Annotated in this window: 17 protein-coding genes and 1 pseudogene; 9 read left to right on the plus strand and 9 right to left on the minus strand. The window is 66.9% G+C overall.

Going from position 1 to position 25,332, the window contains the following annotated elements; all coding sequences use genetic code 11:
- Positions 1–96 precede the first annotated feature (96 nt).
- From H7A87_RS14875 to H7A87_RS14895, 5 genes are all read right to left on the minus strand, one after another.
- Positions 97–912, minus strand: a complete 816-nt coding sequence (locus H7A87_RS14875; RefSeq protein ID WP_119127991.1) for a DUF3014 domain-containing protein — start codon at positions 910–912, stop codon at positions 97–99.
- Between the two features lie 606 nt (positions 913–1,518).
- Positions 1,519–2,685: a lysozyme inhibitor LprI family protein gene (locus H7A87_RS14880; protein WP_119127613.1), complete on the minus strand. Its 1,167-nt coding sequence runs from the start codon at positions 2,683–2,685 to the stop codon at positions 1,519–1,521.
- Positions 2,685–4,286: a hypothetical protein gene (locus H7A87_RS14885; RefSeq protein WP_119127612.1), complete on the minus strand. Its 1,602-nt coding sequence runs from the start codon at positions 4,284–4,286 to the stop codon at positions 2,685–2,687. The genes H7A87_RS14880 and H7A87_RS14885 overlap by 1 nt, the downstream gene beginning before the upstream one ends.
- A gap of 137 nt (positions 4,287–4,423) precedes the next feature.
- Positions 4,424–5,296 carry a hypothetical protein gene (locus H7A87_RS14890; RefSeq protein ID WP_232087980.1) on the minus strand — a complete coding sequence of 291 codons (873 nt, stop codon included), beginning with the start codon at positions 5,294–5,296 and terminating at the stop codon, positions 4,424–4,426.
- 154 nt (positions 5,297–5,450) lie between these two features.
- The gene (locus H7A87_RS14895) at positions 5,451–5,924 is read right to left on the minus strand and encodes a DUF3574 domain-containing protein (RefSeq protein ID WP_104650216.1); all 474 of its coding nucleotides are present in this window, start codon (positions 5,922–5,924) and stop codon (positions 5,451–5,453) included.
- Positions 5,925–6,151: 227 nt separating this feature from the next.
- On the opposite strand from H7A87_RS14895, the gene H7A87_RS14900 reads away from it, so the two are divergent.
- The 6 genes from H7A87_RS14900 (at position 6,152) to H7A87_RS14925 (ending at position 18,239) form a co-directional block, all read left to right on the plus strand.
- Positions 6,152–8,587 carry a TonB-dependent receptor gene (locus H7A87_RS14900; RefSeq protein ID WP_119127989.1) on the plus strand — a complete coding sequence of 812 codons (2,436 nt, stop codon included), beginning with the start codon at positions 6,152–6,154 and terminating at the stop codon, positions 8,585–8,587.
- 113 nt (positions 8,588–8,700) lie between these two features.
- Positions 8,701–9,459, plus strand: a complete 759-nt coding sequence (otsB, locus tag H7A87_RS14905; RefSeq protein WP_119127608.1) for a trehalose-phosphatase — start codon at positions 8,701–8,703, stop codon at positions 9,457–9,459.
- Positions 9,460–9,505: 46 nt separating this feature from the next.
- The gene (locus H7A87_RS14910) at positions 9,506–11,284 is read left to right on the plus strand and encodes a glycoside hydrolase family 15 protein (RefSeq protein WP_104583635.1); all 1,779 of its coding nucleotides are present in this window, start codon (positions 9,506–9,508) and stop codon (positions 11,282–11,284) included.
- Positions 11,281–12,648 carry an alpha,alpha-trehalose-phosphate synthase (UDP-forming) gene (gene otsA / locus H7A87_RS14915; RefSeq protein ID WP_104583636.1) on the plus strand — a complete coding sequence of 456 codons (1,368 nt, stop codon included), beginning with the start codon at positions 11,281–11,283 and terminating at the stop codon, positions 12,646–12,648. The genes H7A87_RS14910 and otsA overlap by 4 nt, the downstream gene beginning before the upstream one ends.
- A gap of 617 nt (positions 12,649–13,265) precedes the next feature.
- Complete coding sequence (locus H7A87_RS14920; RefSeq protein WP_180497034.1) at positions 13,266–15,704, plus strand: glucose/quinate/shikimate family membrane-bound PQQ-dependent dehydrogenase; 2,439 nt, start codon at positions 13,266–13,268, stop codon at positions 15,702–15,704.
- A 666-nt stretch (positions 15,705–16,370) separates the two neighbouring features.
- The gene (locus H7A87_RS14925; protein ID WP_119127602.1) at positions 16,371–18,239 is read left to right on the plus strand and encodes a methyl-accepting chemotaxis protein; all 1,869 of its coding nucleotides are present in this window, start codon (positions 16,371–16,373) and stop codon (positions 18,237–18,239) included.
- 344 nt (positions 18,240–18,583) lie between these two features.
- On the opposite strand, the gene pgeF is transcribed toward H7A87_RS14925, so the two are convergent.
- Together pgeF and rluD are read right to left on the minus strand one after the other, a co-directional pair.
- Entirely contained in the window at positions 18,584–19,399 is an 816-nt protein-coding gene (gene pgeF / locus H7A87_RS14930) for a peptidoglycan editing factor PgeF (RefSeq protein ID WP_119127601.1), read from the minus strand.
- Position 19,400: 1 nt separating this feature from the next.
- Positions 19,401–20,396, minus strand: coding sequence for a 23S rRNA pseudouridine(1911/1915/1917) synthase RluD (gene rluD, locus H7A87_RS14935; RefSeq protein ID WP_119127599.1), 996 nt, complete (start codon positions 20,394–20,396; stop codon positions 19,401–19,403).
- Between the two features lie 120 nt (positions 20,397–20,516).
- Between rluD and H7A87_RS14940 the strand changes: the two genes are divergently transcribed.
- The gene (locus H7A87_RS14940) at positions 20,517–21,398 is read left to right on the plus strand and encodes an outer membrane protein assembly factor BamD (protein ID WP_104583641.1); all 882 of its coding nucleotides are present in this window, start codon (positions 20,517–20,519) and stop codon (positions 21,396–21,398) included.
- A gap of 324 nt (positions 21,399–21,722) precedes the next feature.
- Positions 21,723–22,709, plus strand: a complete 987-nt coding sequence (locus H7A87_RS14945; RefSeq protein WP_119127597.1) for a hypothetical protein — start codon at positions 21,723–21,725, stop codon at positions 22,707–22,709.
- Between the two features lie 9 nt (positions 22,710–22,718).
- Here the strand turns inward: H7A87_RS14945 and H7A87_RS14950 are convergent, their stop codons facing one another.
- A complete protein-coding gene (locus H7A87_RS14950; protein WP_166763409.1) occupies positions 22,719–24,359 on the minus strand; it encodes an NAD+ synthase in 1,641 nt (546 codons plus the stop codon).
- Between the two features lie 33 nt (positions 24,360–24,392).
- Positions 24,393–24,752: pseudogene (locus tag H7A87_RS20720) on the minus strand (DUF559 domain-containing protein); the annotation flags it as partial.
- Between the two features lie 226 nt (positions 24,753–24,978).
- On the opposite strand from H7A87_RS20720, the gene H7A87_RS14955 reads away from it, so the two are divergent.
- Positions 24,979–25,296 carry a hypothetical protein gene (locus H7A87_RS14955; protein ID WP_147421062.1) on the plus strand — a complete coding sequence of 106 codons (318 nt, stop codon included), beginning with the start codon at positions 24,979–24,981 and terminating at the stop codon, positions 25,294–25,296.
- The last annotated feature ends 36 nt before the right edge of the window (positions 25,297–25,332 follow it).

The following is a 25,332-nucleotide window of genomic DNA, read 5'->3' on the forward strand; positions in this document are numbered from 1 at the left end:
ACCTGCGTTGCTTCATGCCGGAATGTGGCGCGAAGCTGCAACCATGCATGCAAGGCCGCACCGGGCGGCCTTATCCTCGCGCCACCACACGCTGCTTCAACGTCCCTGCAGCAACGCCGTGCGGATCCGCTGCAACTGCGCCTTCACGGCAGCCGCCTGCGCCGGCCCCAGCCGCAGCAGCGCCTTTTGACCGACCGACAGCGACTCCAACGCCGGATCGACAAACCGATAACGGCCACGCTCGTCGCGTTGCACCCTGATCGGCTGTGCCGGGTCGGGCGTGCGCAGCAAATGATCGATCACGTCGATCACGCGATCGTTGAAGTAACGGTCCGGCGCGCCCAGGTCGGCATACGCCTGCTGCAACAACGGATAGAAACGTACATAACTGCGCACCAGCGCCTGCGCATCCACCTGGGTGAACGCCGCAACGTACGGCGCATAACGCGCCGCATTGGCCTGGTCGATCACCTCACTTCCGGTGGCATCGGACACCAAAAATTCACCTGCCACCGGCTGCAGCACCGAGGCGCGACGGCTGATGCTGGGCTGGGTGAGATTGTCGATCATCACCACAATCCGTTCGATCAAGTGCTTGCGCAACACGATCGACAATGCACCGTCGTCCTGCACCAACGCCAGCAAGGCCTCCCACGCTGCCGCATCGCTCTGACCCAGCGCAGGGATCGCCGCGTCGGCGGCATCGGCCGAGGGCTGCTGCACCGGATGGCGCGGCCCCGCCGGCACCGGCGGCGACGGGGTCACCGCCGCTGCCACGGCGCTGGCGGTCTGGCTGATCGGCGCTGGCAAGGCGCCCGGCGCAGTGGGTGACCCGCTGAACAGCCACCAGGCAGCGCCGGCCACCACCGGCACCGCCAGCAGCCACGGCCAACGCGAAGACTTGGATTGCATCATGGAACTCCTTACATCGACACCATCCAGGGTGTGACCATGCCAGATCGCGGTGGTTCCATCGATGTGCAGCGATGCTGCGATCAAGCACTGAATCGAGGGCGCGGCGCCGTCACCGCTTGCAGGGCACGCCGTGAATCCGTCCCTGGCGGTGGGGGCTCAGTGGCGGCATCCATGCCGCCACACGGTCCCGCAACCGGCAAGGACACCGCACCAGACAGTTGGTCGGCGCTCATCTGAAAGCTGTCTGTCGTGCGGCGCGCATTGGACGTGGAGCCGACGCTTCATGATCGAACAAGACGCATCCAGCACTGCTCTTCCATGCACACCGACCCTCTCGACTGGTCCTTGCCCGCTCACCGTCGCGGGACCCTGAGCGGCATGGATGCCGCGCCGGAGCCTACAAGGACGTACTTGCGGCGTGTCCCGCGATGGTGGGCGGGCAAGGGCCCTGCAGCCAAGCCCCAGATCGCATGCTTTGCCTTTGGCGTTAGCTTGGCTCTGGCTCATTCACATCGCCTGGTCTCGGCCCAGGACGACCGGCGTTGCCGCATCAAGCGACGCCACCGCCCGCCTGAAATCCGCGAGCAGGCGTGCGCACCGCTCTCAGCCTCCGAAATCCAGCCGCGCATTCACCCAGGCCGCCACGATTGCGGCGGCCGCCTGCTCGGCCTGCTTCGCAGGCAGGCGCTTCTCGCGCACCAGCCATGCGGCAGTGTCGGCGCGCACCTTCGGTAGCAACGCGCGCACAGCCTTGCGCTGTGCCGCCGGCCAATCGCTGTCTTCCCCGGTCCAGGCGGCAATCGCCTTGTCCGGATCGTCGCCGTAGCGCTTGCGCAGTGCCGGGGTCAGGTATAGCAACGGCGACACCGACGCGCGTAGCGCGATGATTTTCCACTCCGCGTAACTGGCGTAGCGAATGGTGCCTGCGTCCTTGCCCAGGGCCTGGATCAACCCGTCGAAGCCGGCATCCAGCTGCTTCCAGCTGGCCAATGCAAACAGGCCGCCCGGCGGCTCGCAGATGGGCGCGAACCCGTCGCGGGTGGAGCCATACAGCGAGCCGAACGCCTCATATGCTGGCTCCCCCACTGTAGCGAAGATGAAGCAATGCACGTACGGGCGCTGATCGCGGTCGTCGCGCTCGATCCACATCCGCAACAACGTCAGGATACGTTCCTGCGGCTGCATGGCAGGCACGCCCTCCACGTCGTCGAGCAGGGATGCGGCAAAGTCGTCGACCTTGCGCAGCGCCTTGCGTGCGCTTTCAAACCGCGCATCCGCCAGCGCCGCATCCACCCCCGCGGCCGGAACGAACTGATGCAGATAGGCCAGCCACGCCGAGGCCAGCGGCGTGTCGTAGCCCTGCAACTGGCGCGTGGCGTCGGCAGGCGCGGCAGGAATCGCGGCGATGATGCGGTCCAGTGCCTGCTGCTGCGCAACGAGCGCCTTGGCCAACGCATCGGCCCTGGCCTTCAATGTGCGTTGCAGGCAGCCGTCCAGCTTGGCGTCCTGCGCGCAGGCATTGCGCTGCCGCAACCAGGCGCGCTGCTGATCCCGCACGCCAGCGACCGCGTGCCGCGGCGTGGTGTCCACCAGCGCCCGATAGGACGCGTCGATCTGATCGTCCAGCGTGCCCAGCGCCGGCACCGCGCACAGCCGTTTCTCGACCGCTGTACCTGCCTGCTTGCAATCGAACGACGTCGCCCAGGCGCCGCCGGTGCCAAGCAACAGGGCGCCACCGATGAGCACGCGCAATACACCTGAGCGGGACATCATTGCACCGTGTCCTTGCGTGCAGGCAACAACGAGAGCAGCAGCAGGGTCACCGCCAGCGCGACATAGGCACCGACGAACTGCCAGCTGATCGCGCGCGCCAGGCCGTGCAGCGACCATGGCAGATAGATGCCGCCGCGCGGGTCCACCGAATGGATCAGGCCGAACAGCGTCAGCCCGGCGGCCACCAGCAGGAACACCGCGCCGCGGCGCAGCCGGCCATCGATCATCGCCACCACCGTGGCGATCCACAGCATTGCGGTGATGATGAAGCCGTTACCCAGCGCGAAGATCACCGCCAGCTCCGGCAGGCCGTGCCCATCGAGCTTGGTGGTGAGTGCGACCAGCTGCTCCGGCGGGATCCAGCCCGGCGCCTTGATGGTCAGCAGGTACGCCACCGACGGCAGAAAGCCAAGCACCATCGCGCCGGCATGTTGCCTGGGCGTGGCCTGGAACGCCTGCGTGGTGATGTCGATCGACACGTACACGATGATCGGTGCCAGCACCGCCAAGGGCAGCCACTGCACCAACCCGGAGATCACACCGAGCATGCCGCCGATGCCGACGAACAGGCCGGTCAGCAGCGTGTAACCGGAGCGCGCGCCCATGTGCTTGTAGGCCGGCTGGCCGATGTACGGCGTGGTCTGCGCCACCCCGCCGCAGACGCCGGCGACCAGCGTGGCCAAGGCTTCCACCAGCAGGATGTCGCGGGTGCGGTAGTCATCGCCTGCGGCGCGTGCGCTCTCGCTGACATTGATGCCGCCCACCACCATCAACAGGCCGAACGGCAGCAGCAACGGCAGATACGCCACGGTGGCCGGCAGGCCGTCGATGAAGCCCAGGTTCGGTAACGGCAACACGATCTTCGGCGGCGTGAACGCAGGCACGGCAAAGCCCGGCGCACCCAGGCCTGCCAGGCCCAGCCCGTAATACAACGCAGTGCCGATCACGAACGCCACCAGCACGCCGGGCAACTTGGTCGGCAGCCGGCCCTTGGCCAGCAGCACGTACAACAGCAGGCCCAGGGTGACGAAGCCGGCCACCGGCGAACGCAGGGTTTCCAGCAGCGGCAACAGGCCCATCAGCACCAGCGCGATGCCGGCGATCGAACCGAGCAAGGCCGCACGCGGCAGCGCGCGCGTGACCGCCTCGCCGACGAACGACAGCACCAGCTTGAGCAGGCCCATCACCACCAGCGAGGCCATGCCGAGTTTCCAGGTGGCGATGGCGGCCGCCTGCGGGTCCAGCCCCTGCGCCTTGAAGCCGACGAACGCCGGGCCCAGCACCAACAGCGCCATGCCGATGCTGGTCGGCGCATCCAGGCCCAGCGGCATTGCAGTGACATCGTCGCGCCCGCTGCGTGCGGCCAGCCGCCGCGCCATCAAGGTGTAGAGCAGGTTGCCCACCAGCACGCCAAACGCGGTGCCGGGAAACATGCGCCCGAACACCACCTCGGCCGGGAACTGGAACATCCCGACCAGTGCCATCGCAATGAAACCGAGGATGGAGAGATTGTCGACGACCAGGCCGAAGAAGCCATTGAGGTCGCCGGCGACGAACCAGCGCGGCGATGCCGCAGTACGCGAGGAAGGGGCCGACATGGGAGCCAGGAAGCGTGGGGATCGGCCGATGGTAGCCGCTGCTCATCGCGCGCGACAGCGCCACGGTGGATCAGAGCGTGTCGCCGCGACTGCGCCTGCCAGCCCTGTGCGCGGCGGCCTTGAGGTAGCGACACACGCTACTTCATCGCCGCCTCGACCTCGATCCAGCCAACGATATCGCCGCGGTTGGCACTGCGATAGCGCACCTGCACACGCGTGGCGTCGGCGCTGACATCCAGCGCATCGGCCCGATCGCCCTGCACCAGATAGCGCTTGGTGCTGGTCGCCGAAGGTGTGGCGTACAGCGGCAGCCGCGCCACCTGCACGTGCAACTGCACCGGCATCGGCGCGTCCAGCGTGGTGCCGATTGCGCTGGACACCCGCACGCCACGCGCGTCATAGCGCGGCCATACCGACAGCGGCATGCCATCGTCGCTGCCTGGATCCAGCAAGGTCTGGATGTCGGGCGAGGCGATCGGCTGCTGCGTCGTGGCCACATACAGGCGCCCATCGGCCGCGTAGCGATACACGTCGGCATACCACATCGGCCCGCTGCGGCAGGAGCTGGTCACGCTGCGGTCCGACTTGTCGGGCGTCAGGTTGAAGAAGCCTTCGCACTGCACCGCCGGGCGCGTGGGCGCGGTCAGCGCACGAAAGCGCCGTTGCGCCGGATCGAATACAAATACCAGCACCGCTTCGTTGACCTGGCCGAGCATCGCCGACACCGCAAGATCCGGGTGTCCGTCGAAGTTGTAGTCGTCGCTGTCCACGCCGGCACCGCCTTCGCCGTCGTCCACATTCGCGTCGAGCCATTGCTCCTTGCCGCCCGGAGTGAACACCACATGCAGGCCTTCGCCGACCAGCGTGGCGGTGGCATGCGTGTACGCATCGATCGTCACCTGCACGCTGGTGTCGCGTGCCATCGCCGCGAACGACAGGCCGAAGAGCGCCGTCGACAGCCACACGTCGGCAGCGCGCACACGCAGCCGGCGCAGATCCTCAAGGCGCATGGTCACCCGGTCTGGCAGCTCGCCCAGCACGAACCTGCCCGCTGTAAAGGCACGGATGCGGCGCATCATTGCACCGCACGCGCAGCACTCGCCGGTGCCGCTGCCCACGCCGCGGTCGCACCGCAGGTACGGCGGCCGCGCCAAGCGGCGCCACTCAGAACGACACCTCCACCGCCTGCCGCGACCACAGCACCGACTGGTGCCCGGTGGCCTGCTTCCAGGCCAGGCGGATCGCCTCGATGTCGTTGCGCCGCTGCGGGGTGTCCTCGTGCAGGATCACCAGCACCTTGGTGCCCAGCCGGTTCGGCTCCTTGGCACCGCGAAACAGCCACTGGCCGTAGGCATCGAACACGGTCAGCCCGTCCGGGAAGCGCGGGGTCACTTCCTTGTCCAGGAACGCGCGCCATTGCGTGTCGTCGATGGTGCGGGTCTGCGGGCGATCGGCCGGGCCGGTCTCCTCGCCCACACCGAAGTACAGCTCGCTGCGCACCCAACCGTGCGCCGTCGCCGGCCGCGCCGCATCGCCTTGCAGGCTGGCAGTGGTCGACCCCGGCGCGCCGCCGGGGGTGGTGGCGCAGGCGGACAGCGCCAGCGTGGCGGCAAGCAGGCAGGACGGCAGCAACTTCATCGACTTCTCCACAACGGGTACGGTTACGACGGATCGGGGGCAGGCTCATGCAGGGCCGGCATCAGCTGATGCCGGCGTGCGCGCACTGTGCCATCTCGCACGCGCCTGAACAACGCGATAATATCTCTCTATCCGGATGAATGTGGACGATCCGAACCCCTTTGCGCCCTGCCCGGCCGGATGCCGACCGCGCGGCGCGTTCGCAGTTGCTGTTGCAGGAGAGAGACATGACCCGCCCCACCCTTTCGGCCATCGGCCTGGCCGTCGCGGCCGCGTTGAGCGCCAATGCACAGGCCCAGCAGGCCGCCCCCGGCGCCACCACGCTGGACACCGTGATCGTCACCGGCACCCGCGCCAGCGACCGCACCGTGCTGGAATCGACCGTCCCGGTGGACGTGCTCACGGCCGAGGACATCCGCAAGGCCGGCGTGGTCAATGGCGAGCTCGGTAGCGCGCTGCAGGCATTGCTGCCCTCGTTCAACTTCCCGCGCCAGTCCAACTCCGGCGGCGCCGACCATATCCGCGCCGCGCAGCTGCGCGGCCTCTCGCCCGACCAGGTGCTGGTGCTGGTCAACGGCAAGCGCCGGCATACCTCGGCGCTGGTCAATACCGACAGCAAGATCGGCAAGGGCACCACGCCGGTGGATTTCAATTCCATCCCGATCAATGCGATCAAGCGCATCGAAGTGCTGCGCGACGGTGCCGGCGCGCAATACGGCTCTGACGCCATCGCCGGCGTCATCAACGTGATCCTGGACGACAACCCCGAGCGCGGCGAGCTGGAAGCCAGCTTCGGCGCCTACAACACCGATGTGGAGCCGATCAACCGCCGTGTCACCGATGGCCAGACCAGCTACGCCAGCGCCAAGGTCGGCACGCTGCTCGGCGATGACGGCGGCTTCTTCAAGGTCGGCCTGGAGCTGAAGAATCGCGAAGCGACCAATCGCGCCGGCTTCGACCAGATTCCACCGTTCGAAGAACAGACCCCGGCCAACCTGGCCCTGGCTGGCCGGCGCAACTACGTGCTCGGCGATGGCGCCACCAAGGGCCTGAACGCCTGGCTCAACACCAAGGTCCCCTTCAGCGCCAACGGCGAGTTCTACGCCTTCGGCACCTACAACCAGCGCGACACCGAAGGCGCCAACTACTTCCGTTACCCGGATGGCAGCGCCAACTGGCGCGAGATCTACCCCAACGGCTACCGTCCGATTTCCGAAGGCGAGAATCGCGATCTGCAGATCGTCGCCGGCGCCCGTGGGCAGCTCGGCGACTGGGACTACGACGCCAGCGTCAACTACGGCCGCAACGACTTCACCTACCGGCTGCGCAATTCGCTCAACGCCTCGCTCGGCCCCGGCAGCACCACGCGCTTCAAGACCGGCGATTTCGCCTTTGCGCAGACCGTGGCCAACCTGGATCTGACCCGGGTGTTCGATGCGGCCGGCGCCACCCATACCTTCGGCACCGGCGCCGAGTTCCGCCGCGAGCAATACCGCACCCACGCCGGCGACCCGGCCAGCTATGCGGCCGGCCCGTTCACCGATCGCCCCACCGGCTCGCAGGCCGGCGGCGGCCTGAGCCCGCAGGACGAGGCCGACCTGTCGCGCAACGTGGCCAGCGCCTATGCCAACGTGTCCAGCCAGTTCGGCGACAAGTTCTCCACCGACCTGGCCGGCCGCTACGAGCATTACCAGGATTTCGGCAGCCAGTGGACCGGCAAGCTGGCCGCGCGTTATGCGTTCGCCCCGGCATTCGCGCTGCGCGGGGCGGTCTCCAACAACGTGCGTGCACCCTCGCTCAGCCAGATCGGCTACGAAGCCACGTCCACCGGTTATGACGCGGCCGGTCGCCTGACCCAGGGCCGCCTGCTGTCGGTCTACAACCCGATCGCCCGCGCGCTCGGCGCCACCGACCTGAAGCCGGAAAAATCGCTCAACTACAGCCTGGGCTTCACCAGCCAGCTGGGCGATCACTTCGACCTGTCGCTGGACTTCTTCCAGATCGACATCGACGACCGCATCGCGCTGTCCGAAGACATCACCGGCACTGCGCTGACGGACTTCGTGCAGCAGAACTTCGGCGTCAGCGGTGTGCAGAGCGCCAGCTACTTCCTCAACGCCGCCGACACCCGCACCCGCGGCGCCGAGCTGGTCGGCAACTGGCGCCAGTACGCCTTCGGCGGCGACCTGCTGCTGACCGGTACCTACAGCTACGCCAAGACCGAGTTGAAGAACGTCATCGGCACCCCGGCGCAGCTGCTCGCGCTGGACCCGGACTACGTGCTGTTCGGCATCGAAGAGAGCAACACGCTCACCGATGCGGCGCCGCGCACACGCGCCGCGCTGGCCGCCAACTGGAACAACGAGCACTGGAACCTGCAGACCCGCGTCAACCGCTACGGCAGTGCGACGCGCGTGTTCGACTTCGGCGGCGGCTTCGTGCCACGCCAGACCTACGGCGCGGAGTGGCAGCTGGACCTGGAAGCCGAGTACCACCTGGGCGCGCAATGGACGCTGGCGATCGGTGGCCAGAACATCCTCGACAATTACTCGGACCGTTCCATCGACGACATCGCCTACTTCGGCAACCTGCCCTACGACGTGCTCTCGCCGATCGGCAGCAATGGCGCGTACTGGTATGGACGGGTGCGCTACACCTTCTGACGCCGGGATTGGGGGATTGGCAAGGGCGACTAGGCGCCAATCCCCACTCCCGAATCCCCAATCCCCGCTGTTGCATAACCTGAATATCACATCGCTTTGCGCACACTAGCGCGATGGCAGACGTGCACTCCCCCCTTCCGTCGCCGCCATTGCTGGACGATGCCTGTGCATTGTTTCTGGACGTGGACGGTACCCTCATCGACTTTGCCGACAGCCCCGAGGCTGTGCGGCTCCTGCCCGAGGTCCGCGCGGCCATCGGCCAGCTGAGCGAGCGCCTGCATGGCGCAGTGGCACTGGTCAGCGGACGACCGCTGTCGCAGCTGGACGCCTTGTTCGCGCCGCTGCTGCTCCCGGCCGCCGGCCTGCACGGACACGAACTTCGCAGCGACATCGCTGCGCGCGCGGCAATGCCGCAGGACACCTCCGAGTGGCTGCATGGCCTGCACCAACGCGCCGCCGCACTCACGCACCGGCACCCTGGTGTGCTGGTCGAAGACAAGGGCGTCAGCGTCGCGCTGCATTGGCGCGCGCAACCGCTCGCCGGCCCCGAGGTGCTCGCCTTCGCGCAGCAGGAAATCGCCCAGCTTTCCGGCTATCGCCTGCAACCGGGCGACCATGTGGTCGAATTCGTGCCCGAAGGCAGCAACAAGGGGCTGGCGGTCGAACAGCTGATGCAGCACGGCGCATTTGCCGGCCGCACGCCGGTGTTCGTCGGCGATGACCTCACCGACGAATTCGGCTTCGAAGCGGCCAATCGTCTCGGCGGCTGGAGCGTGCTGGTCGGCGATCGCGCCCAGACCAGCGCGCGCTTCCGCGTCGACGGTACCGCCGACGTGCATGCGTGGCTGCAACGCAACGCGCGCCAGGCGTGAGCGCGGCGCGCTTCCCTCTTCTCTTCAAAAGGATCGTTCGCACTCCATGACCGAGCCAAACCTGGATCTGGGCGTCATCGGCAACTGCAGCTTTGGGGCATTGGTCGATCGGCAGGCACGTGTGGTGTGGAGTTGCCTGCCAGCCTTCGACGGCGACCCGGCATTCTGTTCGCTGCTCTCGCCCAAGGGCGAAGGCGGCGACTTCGCGGTGGAGCTGGAAGATTTCGCCAGCAGTGAGCAGCATTACCTGCCCAATACCGCCGTGCTGCGCACCGTGCTGCGCGACAGCCACGGCGGCGAAGTGGAAGTCATCGACTTCGCGCCGCGCTGGCGCAACAACGGGCGCTTCTATCGGCCCGTCAGCATCATCCGGCAGATCCGCCCGCTGGCCGGCAACCCGCGCATCATCGTGCGCGCACGCCCGCTGGCCGACTGGGGTGGCCGCAGCCCGGAGACCACCTGGGGCAGCAACCACATCCGCTGGGTGCTTCCCGAGTTCACCCTGCGCCTGACCACCGATGTGCCGGTCCGCTTCGTGCGCGACGGCCTGCCGTTCGTGCTCAGCCACCCGGTCAACCTGGTGCTGGGCGTGGACGAATCGCTGACCCGCTCGCTCACCGGTTATGTGCAGGAAGCGCAGGAACGCACCGAGGAATACTGGCGCGAATGGGTGCGCTACCTGTCGATTCCCCTGGACTGGCAGGAAGCGGTGATCCGCAGTGCGATCACGCTCAAGCTGTGCCAGTACGAGGACAGCGGCGCGATCATCGCGGCGATGACCACCTCGATCCCGGAAGCGCCCAACACCCCGCGCAACTGGGATTACCGTTACTGCTGGCTGCGCGATGCTGCGTTCGTGGTGCGTGCCCTCAATCGCTTGGGCGCCACGCGCACGATGGAGCAGTTCATCGGTTACATCTTCAACATCGCCACCGCCGACGGCACGCTGCAGCCGCTGTACGGCGTCGGTTTCGAATCGCAGCTGGAAGAGCACGAAGTCGAGACGATGGACGGCTATCGCGGCATGGGCCCGGTACGGCGCGGCAACCTGGCCTGGATCCAGCAGCAGCACGACGTCTATGGCAGCGTGGTGCTGGCATCCACGCAGCTGTTCTTCGATCTGCGCCTGAAGGATCAGGGCGATGCGGATACCTTCCGCCGCCTGGAGCCGCTGGGTGAGCGCGCGTTCGCGCTGCATGACGTACCCGACGCCGGCCTGTGGGAATTCCGCGGCCGCGCCGAAGTGCATACCTACACCGCTGCGATGTGCTGGGCTGCCTGCGACCGGCTGTCCAAGATCGCCGACCGGCTGGTGCTGCCCGAGCGCAGCGTGTACTGGCGCGAGCGCGCCGACACCATCCGCGCACGCGTGCTGAGCGAGGCGTGGAGCGAGGAACGCGGTCATTTCACCGATACGCTGGGCGGTCATCGCCTGGATGCATCGCTGTTGCTGCTGGCCGATATCGGCATCGTCGCCAACGACGACAGCCGCTTCGTGCGCACGGTCGAAGCCGTCGGACGCGTACTCAAGCATGGCGATGCGTTGTACCGCTACATCGCACCGGATGACTTCGGTGAGCCGGAAACCAGCTTCACCATCTGCACGTTCTGGTACATCGACGCGCTGGCCGCAATCGGTCGCAAGGAGGAGGCGCGTGAATTGTTCGAGCGCATCCTCTCGCGCCGCAATCACCTCGGCTTGCTGTCCGAGGATCTATCGTTCGAAGACGGCGAAGCCTGGGGGAATTTCCCCCAGACCTATTCGCATGTGGGCTTGATCATCGCAGCGATGCGCTTGTCGCGCAGCTGGCAGGAGGCGTCATGAGTCGTTTGGTGGTGGTATCCAACCGCGTCGCGGTGCCCGGCGAAAACCGTGCCGGCGGCCTGGCGGTGGGCTTGTTGGCGGCGCTCAAGGAGCGCGGCGGCGTGTGGTTCGGCTGGAGCGGCAAGACCGTGCGCGGCGACAGCGGCGGCATGCACGAGCAGACCGAGGGCGACATCAAGTTCGTCACCATGGACCTCAACAAGCGTGACATCGATTCGTACTACAACGGCTTTGCCAATCGCACGCTGTGGCCGCTGCTGCACTTCCGCCTGGACCTGGTCGACTACGACCGCGCCACCCGCGAAGGCTATATGCGGGTCAATCGGCTGTTCGCCGAAAAGCTGGCGCCGTTGTTGAAGGACAGCGACACCTTGTGGATCCACGATTACCACATGATCCCGCTGGGCGCGATGCTGCGCGAGCTGGGGGTGGGCTGCAAGATGGGCTTCTTCCTGCACGTGCCGATGCCCTCGGCCGACCTGATGCAGGCGATGCCCGATCACGCGCGCCTGTTCAGCACGTTCTACGCCTACGATCTGGTCGGCTTCCAGACCCAGCGCGACGCCGAGCGCTTCAAGGCCTATGTGCGCCTGTTCGGCGGCGGCCGCATCCTGGACGGCGACATCGTCGAGGGCCCGGGCGGGCGTCGCTTCAGTGCCGCGGCCTTCCCGATCGGGATCGATACTGAGTTGATCGCCAACCAGGCCAAGGCCTCGGTCGGCAAGCAGGCCGTGCGCGACCTGCGCGAAAGCCTGCGCGGCCGGCAACTGGCGATCGGCGTGGACCGGCTGGATTATTCCAAAGGCCTGCCGGAACGCTTCCAGGGGTTCGAACGCTATCTGGAGCGCTACCCGGAGCAGTCCGGCAGCCTGACCTACCTGCAGATCGCGCCGGTGTCGCGCGGCGATGTCAACGAATATCGCCGGTTGCGCGGGCAACTGGAGCAGATCGCAGGCCATATCAACGGCGGGCATGCCGAGCCGGATTGGACGCCGCTACGCTACGTCAATCAGAACTTCAGCCATGCGACCTTGACCGGTTTCTATCGCGCCGCCTCGGTCGGTCTGGTCACGCCGCTGCGCGATGGCATGAATCTGGTCGCCAAGGAATTTGTCGCAGCGCAGGATCCGCAGGATCCCGGCGTGCTGGTGCTTTCGTTGCTGGCCGGTGCCGCCGATGAAATGAAGGAAGCGTTGCTGGTCAATCCGCACGATCTCGACGGCGTGGCCGATGCGATCGCCACCGCCGCAAGCATGCCGTTGGCAACGCGCATCGAGCGCTGGCGGGCGATGATGGATCATCTGCGCAAGAACAACATCAACCACTGGCGCCAGCGGTATTTGCAGGCGCTGGCCGATATCTGACTCGGGATTTGCGCGTTACCAGCAACACGCGACCCGCGCACACCGCGACCAGCACACTCAGGCGCCGCGCACTGCCGGCGCCTTTTTTCTTGCATCGGGAGAAAGTGCCTGAAGGGTGATGAGAATACGTCTGCCGGTGCAAGTGGAAGATTCCTGAGTCGAAAATCCCGGCATGCACGACTCGCCATTCCCGAATGCCGAATCCCGCCTCATCGTTTGCGTCAATAACAAATTAGAGTTACAGCCGGATGACGCATTTTGTCGCCACGCGCCAATGCCACCAGAACCGCCTGAGATCACCGGCACTCTCCATCCCTGCGGTTTTAAGCACTTCCCGCGCTGCGATGCACGGTCTGAACACTGGTTCCCATTCCGTCACGGACACGAGCGTCGTTGCGGTCTAAAATATTCACATGAGTAGCGCTGAGAACCTGGGAGGGGCTGCGCGTTCATATCCGGACGTTCTTGTTTAGGACGTTTTAGTTAGAACACGGGCCGCCCTTCGCCAGCCTGTGATCTTTCTCCCTCCACGACTCGCCATCGCCTGCCGGTGCCTGGGTCCTTCCTGACATCTCAAAATGACTGATCAATCCTCAAAACGTGGACTAGGCACCTGGTTGCTGGTGGTCTATGCCGTGGTGATCGCCGTGCTCGGTGCGGTGCTTGCCTACGAGGGCGGCCGCCTGGTCGCCGTCGGTGGTTCCTGGTATTACCTGCTGGCGGGCATCGGCCTGTTCCTGGCCGGCGTGTTGCTGGCACTGGGCAAGCGTGCCGGCCTGTGGCTGTTTGGTGCAACCCTGGCGGCCACCATCGCCTGGGCGCTGTGGGAAGTGGGCCTGGATGGCTGGGGTCTGGTCCCGCGTCTGGCCTGGCTATCGGTGCTGGGGCTGGTGCTGCTGCCGTTCTGGGGCGTGGCCCGTCGCCGCATGCAGCCGTTGTCGGGGCTTGGCTATGTGCTGGTGACCGGCGTGCTGCCGATCCTGGGTGCGACGCTGATCCTGTGGCCGTTGCTGGCACCGCGCAATGTCGAACTGGCCGATGCCTCCACGCTGCCGGCCGAGAACGCAACGCCCTTCAGCCGCGGCAACGTGCCCAGCCCGGACGGCAACGTCGCGGCCAATCACGATGCCAGCAACTGGACCGCGTATGCCGGCTCCAACCTGTCCAACCATTACACCCCCGGCGCGCAGATCACCCCGGAAAACGCCAAGGATCTGAAGGTGGCCTGGGAGTTCCATACCGGCGACCTGAAGCCGGCCGGCTCCAAGCTGGGCTACGCCTTCCAGAACACCCCGCTCAAGGTCGGCGACCTGCTCTACATCTGCACCCCGACCCAAAAGGTGATCGCGGTGGAGGCGGCCAACGGCAAGGAGCGCTGGCGCTTCGACCCGCAGACCAATCCGAAGGCGATGGCCGGCGTTGCCGCCACCACCTGCCGCGGCGTGTCGTACTACCAGGCGCCGCAAGGCACCGCCGAGTGCCCGACGCGGATCTTCTGGCCGATGGTCGATGGCCGCCTCGGCGCGCTGGACGCGCAGACCGGCAAGCTGTGCACCAGCTTCGGCACCAACGGCTTTGTCGATCTCAACGCCGGCACCGGCAACACCAAGCCGGGCTTCGTCGGCCCGACCTCGCCGCCGGTGGTGATGCGCGGCGTGGTGATCCAGCCCACCGGCCAGGTCCGCGACGGCCAGGAAGGCGATGCGCCGTCGGGCGTGGTGCGCGGCTTCGATGCGCTCACCGGCCAGCTGCGCTGGGCCTGGGACCTGGGCAACCCGGCGATTACCGCCGAGCCGCCGGCCGGGCAGACCTACACCCGTTCGACCCCGAACGTGTGGTCGCTGATGTCCGCCGACGACGAGCTGGGCCTGGTGTATCTGCCGACCGGCAATGCCTCGGGTGATTTCTTCGGCAAGGGCCGCACCCCGCAGGATGAGGAATACACCGCTTCGCTGGTTGCGGTGGATGCGGCCACCGGCAAGGAGCGTTGGCACTTCCGCACCGTCAACCACGACCTGTGGGATTACGACATCGGCCCGCAGCCGAACCTGGTCGATTGGCCGGTGGCCGGTGGCGGTACCCGCCCGGCGGTGATCCAGGCCACCAAGTCCGGCCAGGTGTTCGTGCTGGACCGCGCCACCGGTGCACCGCTCATGCCGGTCAAGCAGATCGCCGTGCCGCAGGGCACCGATCACGGCGACTGGACCGCGGCCACGCAGCCGATCTCGCCGGGCATGCCCAATACCGTGGGCGCGCCGAGCCGTGACTACGAGACCATTATCGAATCCGATGCCTGGGGCATGACCCCGTTCGACCAGCTGGCCTGCCGCATCCAGTTCAAGCAGCTGCGCTACGAAGGCATGTTCACCCCGCCGACCCTGCAAGGCTCGCTGGCCTTCACCGGCAACCACGGCGGCATCAACTGGGGCGGCGTCTCGGTCGATCTGCAGCGCGGCATCATGGTGATGAACAGCAATCGCCTGCCCTACACCCTGCAGGTCTACACCCGCGAAAAGATGAATGAGCTGGGCGTGGTATCGGTGTTCGACGGCAAGAGCAAGACGCCCGGCTACATGGCGCAGAAGGGTCTGGCCTACGGCGCCCGCAAGGAGCCGTGGATGTCGCCGCTCAACACGCCGTGCGTGGCACCGCCGTGGGGCTACATCTCCGGCGTGGACCTGCGCACCCAGCAGGTGATCTGGCGCCGTCCGCTGGGCACCGGTTACGACCAGGGCCCGATGGGCATCCCGTCCAAGACAAAGTTCGAGATCGGCACGCCCAACAACAGCGGCTCGCTGGCCACCGCTGGCGGCGTGACCTTCATCGGCGCATCCCTGGATGATTTCATGCGCGGCTTCGACACCCGCACCGGCAAGCAGGTCTGGGAGACCCGCGTGCCGGCTGGCCCGCAGGCCGCGCCGCTGAGCTACACCATCGACGGCAAGCAGTACATCGTGGCCGCGGTGGGCGGACACGACCGCATGGAAACCAAGTCGGGCGACAGCGTGATCGCCTGGGCGCTGCCGGACGAGGCAGGCGCCAAGCCGGCGAAGTAAGCCGGTGTAGCGTCAGCTAGTTAGGTATCGATAGACCGGCCATCGTGAGATGGCCGGTTTTTTTTTGGGGATTGGGGAATCGGGAATCGGGAATCGGGAATCGGGAATCGGGAAAAGCGTCTTCCTGTCGCTGTTTGGGCTGGGCTGGGCCTGTGGGTCGCCTGATTCCCCGATTCTCCATTCCCGCTCTTCGATGTCTATTCGTGGCGTTTCGCTGATCTGGGTCTGTAGGGCATCCGACTCCCTATTTCCCGATTCCCGATTCCCGATTCCCGATTCCCGATTCTCCATTCCCGATTCCCGATTCCCGCGCCTTGATGTGTATTCGTGGCGTGGCGCTGCGGCCAGTCTTGGTCACAGGCACGCGATCAAATGGCGTGGAGGCCGGGTCTACGAAGTGTTGACGGCAGCCATCAATATTTCACGTGGAATTTACAATTTGGAGGCAGGTGTCTAGTGACACCTCACGGCTCTGCGGTGTACCGGGCGGCACTGAAACCGCTTCCAAATCAACCACATCGGGGTTTTCAGGGGTACGGCCGACAGATTCCGACGAACGGCAATTTCACGCCGTCATGATTCGGGCTCGGCCGCCGATACCCCATAGCAGCCCATGCAGTGCAGGACAGCGCTCCCCACTCCGAATCACTCCGTTGGACTCAGCCTATGTCGCCCTCATTCGATGCCACTGCCGTCTCCCGCCCGCCTTCCGGCCGGAGCCTTGCGCGTCTCACCAGGGCCACATGGCTGCCTGCGGCTGCACAGTTCGGGCTGCTGGCCCTGCTCACGCTCCATGCGGCCATGTTGTTGCCCGGCGGCGCCTGGGCCGGGTTGACGCGCCTGCTGCCGGCGCTGCTGGTGCTGGGCGCGGCAAGTGCGGGGCTGTGGTGGTGGTCGCGCCGCCGCAACGTCGCGCAACTGCAACAGGCCGTCGGCACGGTGACGGCCATCGGTGACGGGCACTTCCAGCGCCTGGATCTGCGCAACGCCGCCGGCGAGCTCGCGCCGTTGCTGCATGCGCTGCAGGCGACCCAGGACAAGCTGGCCATCCGCCTGGATGTGATGGAACAGGGCCTGCGCCACGGCCAGTTCGTGATCAAGGCGCTGGACGACCTGGACACCATGATCCGCATCGCCGACGACGATGGCCAGGTGCTGTTTGCCAACCGCAAGCTGCTGGCGATGCTCAAGCTGATCGAGCCGGATGTGCAGAGCTTCCGCCCCGGCTTCCATGCCGAAGGGTTCGTCGGCGGCAGCATCGGCGACATCTATCCGGACAGCCAGGCCGCGATCGACCGCATGCGCGCATTGACCGCCTCCAAGGCGGTGCGCGCGCCGTTCTTCGGCCGCCAGATCGACTTCGTCTACAGCCCGATCATCGCCGCCGACGGCGCCAGGCTGGGCACCATCGCACAGTGGGTGGACGTCACCGCGCAGGTCAACGCCGAGCAGACGCTGATCCAGATCATCGATGCCGCCGCCGCCGGCGATTTCAGCCGGCGCATGCAGATCGACGGCATGGACGGCGTGCTGCTGTCGCTGGCCCAGGGCATCAACCGCATCTACGACTCGGTGGAAACCCACCTGGCCGCGTTGGCGCGCGTGATCGGTGCCCTGGCCGACGGCGACCTCACCCAGCGCGTGGACGGCGATGCGCACGGCATCTTTGCGCGCCTGCGCGACGACACCAACCAGACCGTGACCCGGCTGACCGAGATCATCGGCGGTATCCAGATCGCATCGGACACGATCCGCCGCGCGGCGATGGAAATCGCCGCCGGCAACACCGACCTGTCCGAGCGCACCGAGCAGCAGGCCGCCAATCTGGAAGAAACCGCCAGCTCCATGGAGGAACTCACTTCCACCGTGAAGCAGAACGCCGACAGCGCGCTGCAGGCCAACCGGCTGGTGGTGGGCACCGGCGAAGTGGCGCAGAACGGCGGCCAGGTGATGGACGCTGTGGTGTCCACCATGGGCCAGATCAGCACCGCCTCGCGCAAGATCGGCGAGATCATCGGCGTCATCGACGGCATCGCCTTCCAGACCAATATCCTGGCGCTCAACGCCGCGGTGGAAGCCGCACGCGCTGGCGAGCAGGGCCGCGGCTTCGCGGTGGTCGCCTCGGAGGTGCGCGCCCTGGCGCGGCGCTCGGCCGATGCGGCCAAGGAGATCAAGACGCTGATTGCCGACTCCACCGACAAGGTCGAACTCGGCTCGGGCCTGGTGCACCGCGCCGGTGCGACCATGCGCGAGATCGTCGGCTCGGTCAAACACGTCACCGACATCATGAGCGAGATCACCGCCGCCAGCGCCGAGCAATCCAGCGGCATCGAACAGGTCAACCGCACCGTCGCGCAACTGGACGAAGTCACACAGCGCAACGCGGCATTGGTGGAAGAAGCCACCGCCGCCGCGCGCAGTCTGGAAGAACAGGCCGTGGACCTGGCCGATGCGGTGTCGATCTTCCGCCTGCAGCCTGCGCACGGCGGCAACCCGAAGGTAGTGCGCGCAGATTTCGGAAACGCCGCAGCGTAAGCCGCCGGCACGGAATCACCGTAGGAGCGCACCTGGGCGCGATAAGGCTTTCCCGGTAACGCCCCATCGCGCCCAGGTGCGCTCCTACACCGAGCAGGCATGCCTGTCCGCCACCACAGATCCAACGCACGCGGCCGAACAACCCTCCGTATCAACAAGCCATCATAGAAATCAGCGCGCAGTCGTAGGAGCGCACCCGGGCGCGACGAAGCATTACCAGTAAGCCCATCGCGCCCATGTGCGCCCCCACATCGGGCTGCGGCGCTAGTCCAGAAACCGCGCGTGCTGCTCCGGCGCAGGCAGCTGCACGAACGCGTCCGGCCCCAGCACGAACAACGGCATGCTCAGGGCGCGATCCAGGCCAGCGTGGCCATGCGTCCGCTACGGCGGTCGCGACGATGCGAGAAGAAGCGTTGCGGCTCGGAAATGGTGCACAGCCCGCCGCCGTGGATGGCGCTGGCCGGCACACCGACACGCTGCAGGCGCTGACGCGCCAATGCATACAGATCCACCCGCCAATGCCCCGGGCGGGTCGCGACGAACGCGGCGCGTGCCTGCGCATCGTGCGCGACGAAGGCGTTGAACACGTCTTCGCCGATTTCATACACCTGCGGCCCCGCTGCCGGCCCCAGCCAGGCCCTCACCTGCTGTGGCGGCGTGCGCATCGCCGCCACGCTGCGCTCCAGCATGCCGTCGGCCAGGCCGCGCCAGCCGGCATGCGCGGCGGCCACTTCGCTGCCATCCCTGGCCGCGAGCACGACCGGCAGGCAGTCGGCGGTGAGGATCGCAAGCACCACGCCGGGCACCGCGGTCACCGCTGCGTCGGCAACCGGTTCCTGCGCTGTTGGGGCGACAGTGCCTGCGGCACGCACCCACTCGCCGGGCGCAGGCGCGGGCGCATCGACGCGCAGCACCTCCACCCCATGCACCTGACGCAGCCACTGCGGGGTGCCGGGCAGTGCCAACGCCTCGACCAGCAGCGCCCGGTTGCGTTCCACCTGCTCCGGCACGTCGCCCTCGGCACTGTTGCGGTTGCCGAGGTTAAGCGTGTCGAACGGCGTCAGCGAGCCGCCCAGGCCGTAGCGCAGCGTGGTCAGCGCATGGATGCGCGGCGGCGCCGGCCAGTCGGCCGGCAGCACGAAGGGCGCGGCGGCGGCCATCTCAGCGGCGTGCCAGCTCGGCGGCGCGTGCGCTGTCTTCGCGCAGCGCGGTCATCAGCCGCTGCAGGTCCGCCGGCACCGGCGCGCTGGCGCGCACCGGCTCGCCGCTGACCGGGTGCAGGAACTCCAGGGTTTCGGCATGCAATGCCTGGCGCTTGAAGGTACGCAGCTCGTGCACCAGTTCGTCGCTGGCGCCCTTGGGCAGCTTCAGCGCGCCGCCGTACAGCGGGTCGCCGACGATCGGCGACTTCAGGTGCGCCATGTGCACGCGGATCTGGTGGGTGCGCCCGGTTTCCAGCCGGCATTCCAGCGCGGTATGCGCGCGGAAGCGCTCGCGCAGGCGGTAGTGGGTGACCGCATCGCGGCCGTCGTCGCGTACCGCCATCTTCAGCCGATCGCGCGGATGGCGGTCGATCGGCGCATTGGCGGTGCCGCCGGAGACCAGCGCGCCCACCACCACCGCCAGGTACTGGCGGTGCACATCGCGTGCGGACAGCTGTTCCACCAGCGCGGTCTGCGCCTGCACGGTGCGCGCCACCACCATCACCCCGCTGGTGTCCTTGTCCAGCCGGTGCACCACGCCGGCGCGCGGCACCGCCGCCAGCGCCGGGTCGCGGAACAGCAAGGCGTTGACCAGGGTGCCGTCCGGGTTGCCGGCACCCGGGTGGACCACCAGCCCGGCCGGCTTGTCGATCACCAGCACCTGCTCGTCTTCGTACAGCACGCTCAGCGGGATGTCCTGCGGCGCGGCATGGGTCTGGGTTTCCAGCACCACCTGCACCTGCACGCTCTCGCCGCCGCGCAAGGTGTCGCGCGGGCGCGCCATTTCCCCGTTCAGCAGCGCATCGCCGGACTTGATCCACTCCGACAGGCGCGAACGCGAGAATTCGGGAAACAGCTCGGCCAGCACCGCGTCGAAACGGCGTCCTGCGGCGTTGTCGGGCACGATGGCCTGGCGGATGGACGGGTCGAGGGGGTCGGCAGATGAGTCGGACATGGACACAGGCACTCAGGCAAAAGCGGAAATTTGGGGGTCCGGGCGGCGGGAGTCAGTCGCCGGACAGGCCACTAGGCTATCATCGCGCTCTCGTTTTCCTGATGCGTCCTGCCCAGACCCATGATCCGACGGTCCACGTTTTCCGCGCCTGCGCGCCTGATTGCCCTCATGCTGGTCATGGCGTTCGTCGTCACCGGCTGCCACCGCGGCGCCAAGGACAAGAATCCCGACGAGGGCATGCCGGTCGAGCAGCTCTATGGCAAGGGCCACGACCTGATGGAGAAAGGCAACTGGGCCGGCGCCGAAGCCAGCTACAAGCGCCTGATCGCCCAGTACCCGTACGGCCCGTACACCGAGCAGGCGATGATCGAAACCGCCTACGCCCAGTACAAGGCCGGCAAGCACGACGACACCGTGTCCAGCGTCGACCGCTTCATCCGGACCTACCCGACCCATCGCAACATCTCGTACCTTTATTACCTGCGCGGGCTGGCCAACAGCAACCGCGACACGGTGTTCCTGCGCCGCGTCTGGTCGCTGGACCCGAGCCGCCGCGACCTGTCCTCGCCGCAGCAGGCCTACAACGACTTCAACACCGTGACCGACCGCTACCCGAACAGCCGCTACGCGCCGGATGCGCGCAAGCGCATGATCGAGCTGCGCGACGTGTTCGCCCAGCACGAACTGGACAACGCGCTGTACTACCTGCGTCGCAATGCCTGGGTGTCGGCGGCCGGTCGCGCCAACTACCTGCTGGAAACCTATCCGCAGAGCGCCTATCAATACGACGCGGTGGCGGTGCTGGCCGAGGCCTACACCCACCTGGGCAACAAGACCCTGGCCGCCGATGCCCGCCGCGTGCTGGAGCTCAACAGCCCGCAGCATCCGTGGCTGACCGGCAATTGGCCGAAGTACCCGTGGGCCATCCGCAAGCTCAACCCGTTCGCCGGCGAGAAGTCCGCCGCCACCGGTCAGCGCAATGCACAGATGAGCCGCGACTGAGCGATCAGCCGCCGGTGTGATGAGAAGGGGCCGCAAGGCCCCTTTTCTTATTGCGGCAATGCCGCTGCCGCAATGCCGGTGGCAGCGGCGCGACTGAGTGTTGCAGGCGCCTGCCGTGCCTGACGACAGCCAGGCCCGATCAAGCGACAGATCGATCGTCCCGCACTACGGACGTGCACGCTTGCACACCACGCGTCCTCGCGCCGCCGAGCGCGCTTGCGTTCACCTCGCCAGACCTGGCACCAGGTCACCGAACCGCGCCTGCGCGCTGCCTATACTCGGCCTCGGCAAGATCATTCCCGCTGACGCCCGCCAGGAGGCCGCATGTCCCGCTGCATCGTCCCGTTCATGCTTGGCCTGCTGCTGGCGGCAATGACCACCACCGCCAGCGCGGCTCCCATCGTCTACGGCGTCAACGCCCACGACAGCCGCTCCGCCTACCCGATCGCCCAGGCCGAGGCCCGCTTCAAGCTGCTGGCCGCGCGCAATCTGCGCAGCTACCGCTTCGATGTGGACCCGCGCGATTACGCCACGCTGGATGCGCTGGTCCCGCTGGCGCGCAAGTACGGCATCACGCTGCGCCCGATGGTGTACCCGATGTCGCGCGAGATCGGTTACCAGCTGGCGCGTCGCTATGCGGCCGACATCAAGGTCTGGGAGATCGGCAACGAACAGGATCTGGTGCGCGCCGAGGCCGATGCCCGCATCGCGGCGATGACCACGATGTACCTGGGCATGCGCCAGGCTTCCAACGAACTGGGCGCCGGCCTGCGCTTCACCATCAACATCACCGCCTGCAACAGCGACGACCGCAGCGCCAACGCACGCTGCCCGGGTGACCGCAATGGCTCGCTGTGGTTCCTGGCCAAGGCCAAGGCGGCCGGCTTCAACTTCGACCACATCAGCTTCCACTACTACGCCTTCCACCAGGACGCCGGCTACTGGAGCACGTTGTATCTGGGCCAGCTGCGCACCGCCGCGCAGACCTACAAGACGCCGGTGTTCTTCAACGAGCTGAACTGTGCGGAGATCTACACCGGCAACACCACCGGCGGTGCGGAAGGCGACCGCGGCTGCTACGACAGCCTGGCGCACCTGCTGCGCAACGTGCGCGACAACTACGCCGACGTGGTGTCCGAGGTGAACGTCTACGAATTGCTGGACCAGACCAGCATCGAGGGCGCCGAAGGCCATTTCGGCCTGATGTACGACCTGACGCGGCCCAAGCCGACCCTGGACCTGCTCACCCGCTTCGCCCAGGCGCCGGCCGCCGCAGCGGTGGCCAATGCGCCGGACGACCGACCGCAATAGCCAATCGGGCTACTGGCCAGAATACCCATTGGTGATCGGGTAACGCCGCTCGCGACCGAACGCGCGCCGCGACACCTTCGGCCCGGGCGCGGCCTGGTGGCGCTTCCATTCGTTGAGCCGTACCAGCCGCAGCACGTGTTCCACCGTATCGGCGGCGTAGCCGGCCGCGACGATGTCGTCGCGCGACTGTTCCTGGTCGACGTAGCGATACAGGATCCCGTCCAGCACATCGTAGGGCGGCAGCGAATCCTGGTCGGTCTGGTTGTCGCGCAACTCGGCCGAGGGCGGGCGCGAAATCACTGCCGGCGGAATCACCGGCGCCCCGCCCACGGTATTGCGCCACTTGGCCAGGCCGAACACTTCTGTCTTGTACAGGTCCTTGAGCGGGGCGTAGCCGCCGCACATGTCGCCGTAGATGGTGGCGTACCCCACCGCGTATTCGCTCTTGTTGCCGGTGGTCAGCAACAGCCCGCCGAACTTGTTGGACAGCGCCATCAGGATCACCCCGCGGCTGCGCGACTGCAGGTTCTCTTCGGTGATGTCCGGCTGGGTGCCTTCGAACATCGGCCCCAGCGCGGCGAGCAGGCCTTCAAACGCCGGCTCGATCGCGATGGTTTCCAGCTTGACGCCCAGCGCGCGGCATTGCTCGTCGGCCAGGTCGTTGGACAGATTGGCCGTGTAGCGCGACGGCAGCCGCACCGCGGTGACGTTGTCGCCGCCCAGCGCGTCGACCGCCATCGCCAGCACCAGCGCCGAATCGATGCCGCCGGACAGGCCCAGCCACACCTTGCTGAAACCGTTCTTGCGGCAGTAGTCCTGCAGCCCGCGCACCACGGCGCGCCAAGCCAGCGCATCCATGCTTTCGTCGCCGTCGTCCACCCACACCACCGGAGTGAAGCTGCGCTCGCCGGCGGCGTAGTCCACCACCAGCCACTGATCGACGAACGCGGCGGCGGCCGGATGCACGGTGCCGTCGCCATCGGCCACCACCGAGGCGCCGTCGAACACCAGCGCATCCTGCCCGCCGACCACGTTGAGATAGGCAATCGCCGCCCCGCTCTCGCGGGTGCGCTCGGCCAGCAAGGCATCGCGCTGCGCATGCTTGCCGCGCTCGTAGGGCGAGGCGTTGGGCACCAGCACCAGCTCGGCGCCGGCCTGCACGGTCCTGGCCAACGGCTCGACAAACCACAGGTCCTCGCAGATCACCACGCCCACCTGCACGCCCTTGACCGTGACCACGCAGTTATCGCCATCCGGGTCCACGTCGAAATAGCGGCGCTCGTCGAATACCGCGTAATTGGGCAGCTCGCGCTTGCGGTACGTCGCTTCGATGCGCCCGTCGCGCAACACGCTGGCGGCGTTGTAGACCACGCTGCCGGCACTCTGCGGCCAGCCGACCACCGCCACGACCCCGCGCGTGCTGGCGGCGATGCGCGCCAGCGCTTCCTCGCAATGGGCCAGAAAACCGGGCCGCAGCAGCAGATCTTCCGGCGGGTAACCGCTGATCGCCAGCTCGGGAAACAGCACGATGTCCGCATCGAACTCATCGCGCGCTGCCGCGATGAAGTCGATGATGCGATCGGTATTGCGCGCCACGGCACCGACCGGAAAGTCGAACTGCGCCATGGCAATGCGGAGCGTCTGGGACATGTCAACGGCCTTGTGCGTGTGTTTTCCGAAGCACGGAAGCGGAAAGGGAGAACGAGCCGCAAGCAGACCTCGCGCGATCATCTCGCAGACGTCGTCGCCACTCGCCAGCACCGCATTATTCCAGAAGCGCAGCACCTGGAAGCCCTCGCGGCGCAGGAAAGCATCGCGCGTGGCATCCGCACCCGGCAGCAGGTGCTGGCTACCGTCGATTTCGACGATCAACGCCCGGGCGAGGCAGACGAAATCGACGATGTAGGGCCCGATGGGGACCTGACGCCGGAATTTGAAGCCGAGCAGACGCCGATCTCGCAACCGATACCAAAGCGCGCGCTCGGCGGCGGTCATCTCACGACGCAGGCGCTTGGCGAATCCGGTCTTGGCGGCGTGGTGCATCGACATTCTCGGAAGGAGGATGGCCACGGTGACCGGTTCCGCCCGGGTGGCGCCATCGGTGTCGATGGCGCTTTGGCGTGGGAGATCGCCGCGCGGGAAGCGCCCTCACCCCTACCCCTCTCCCGCAGGCGGGAGAGGGGATGTCGCTGCCGGCGGGGGCTTGGGCAGCGGCATTTGCCTGACCTCGGTGTGCTCCGTCGATTTGCCGGAGAACGACACACCTAGCGTGCTTGAGAACATGATCGGGCTCTTGCTCCTGCTCCTGCTCCTGCTCCTGCTCCTGCTCCTGCTCCTGCTCTTGCTCCTGCTCTTGCTCCTGCTCTTGCTCCTGCTCCTGCTCCTGCTCTTGCTCTTGCTCTTGCTCTTGCTCTTGCTCTTGCTCCTGCTCTTGCTCTTGCTCCTGCTCTTGCTCCTGCTCTTACTCCTGCTCCTGCTCTTACTCCTGCTCTTACTCCTGCTCTTGCTCCTGCTGTTGCTGTTGCTCTTGCTGTTGCTGTTGCTCCCTTCTCCCGCCTGCGGGAGAAGGTGCCCGAAGGGCGGATGAGGGCATGCTTCCAAACACCCACAAAAAAGGCCGCCC

It is taken from the genome of Xanthomonas sp. CPBF 426 (assembly GCF_903989465.1).
GTDB classification, from domain to species: domain Bacteria; phylum Pseudomonadota; class Gammaproteobacteria; order Xanthomonadales; family Xanthomonadaceae; genus Xanthomonas; species Xanthomonas euroxanthea.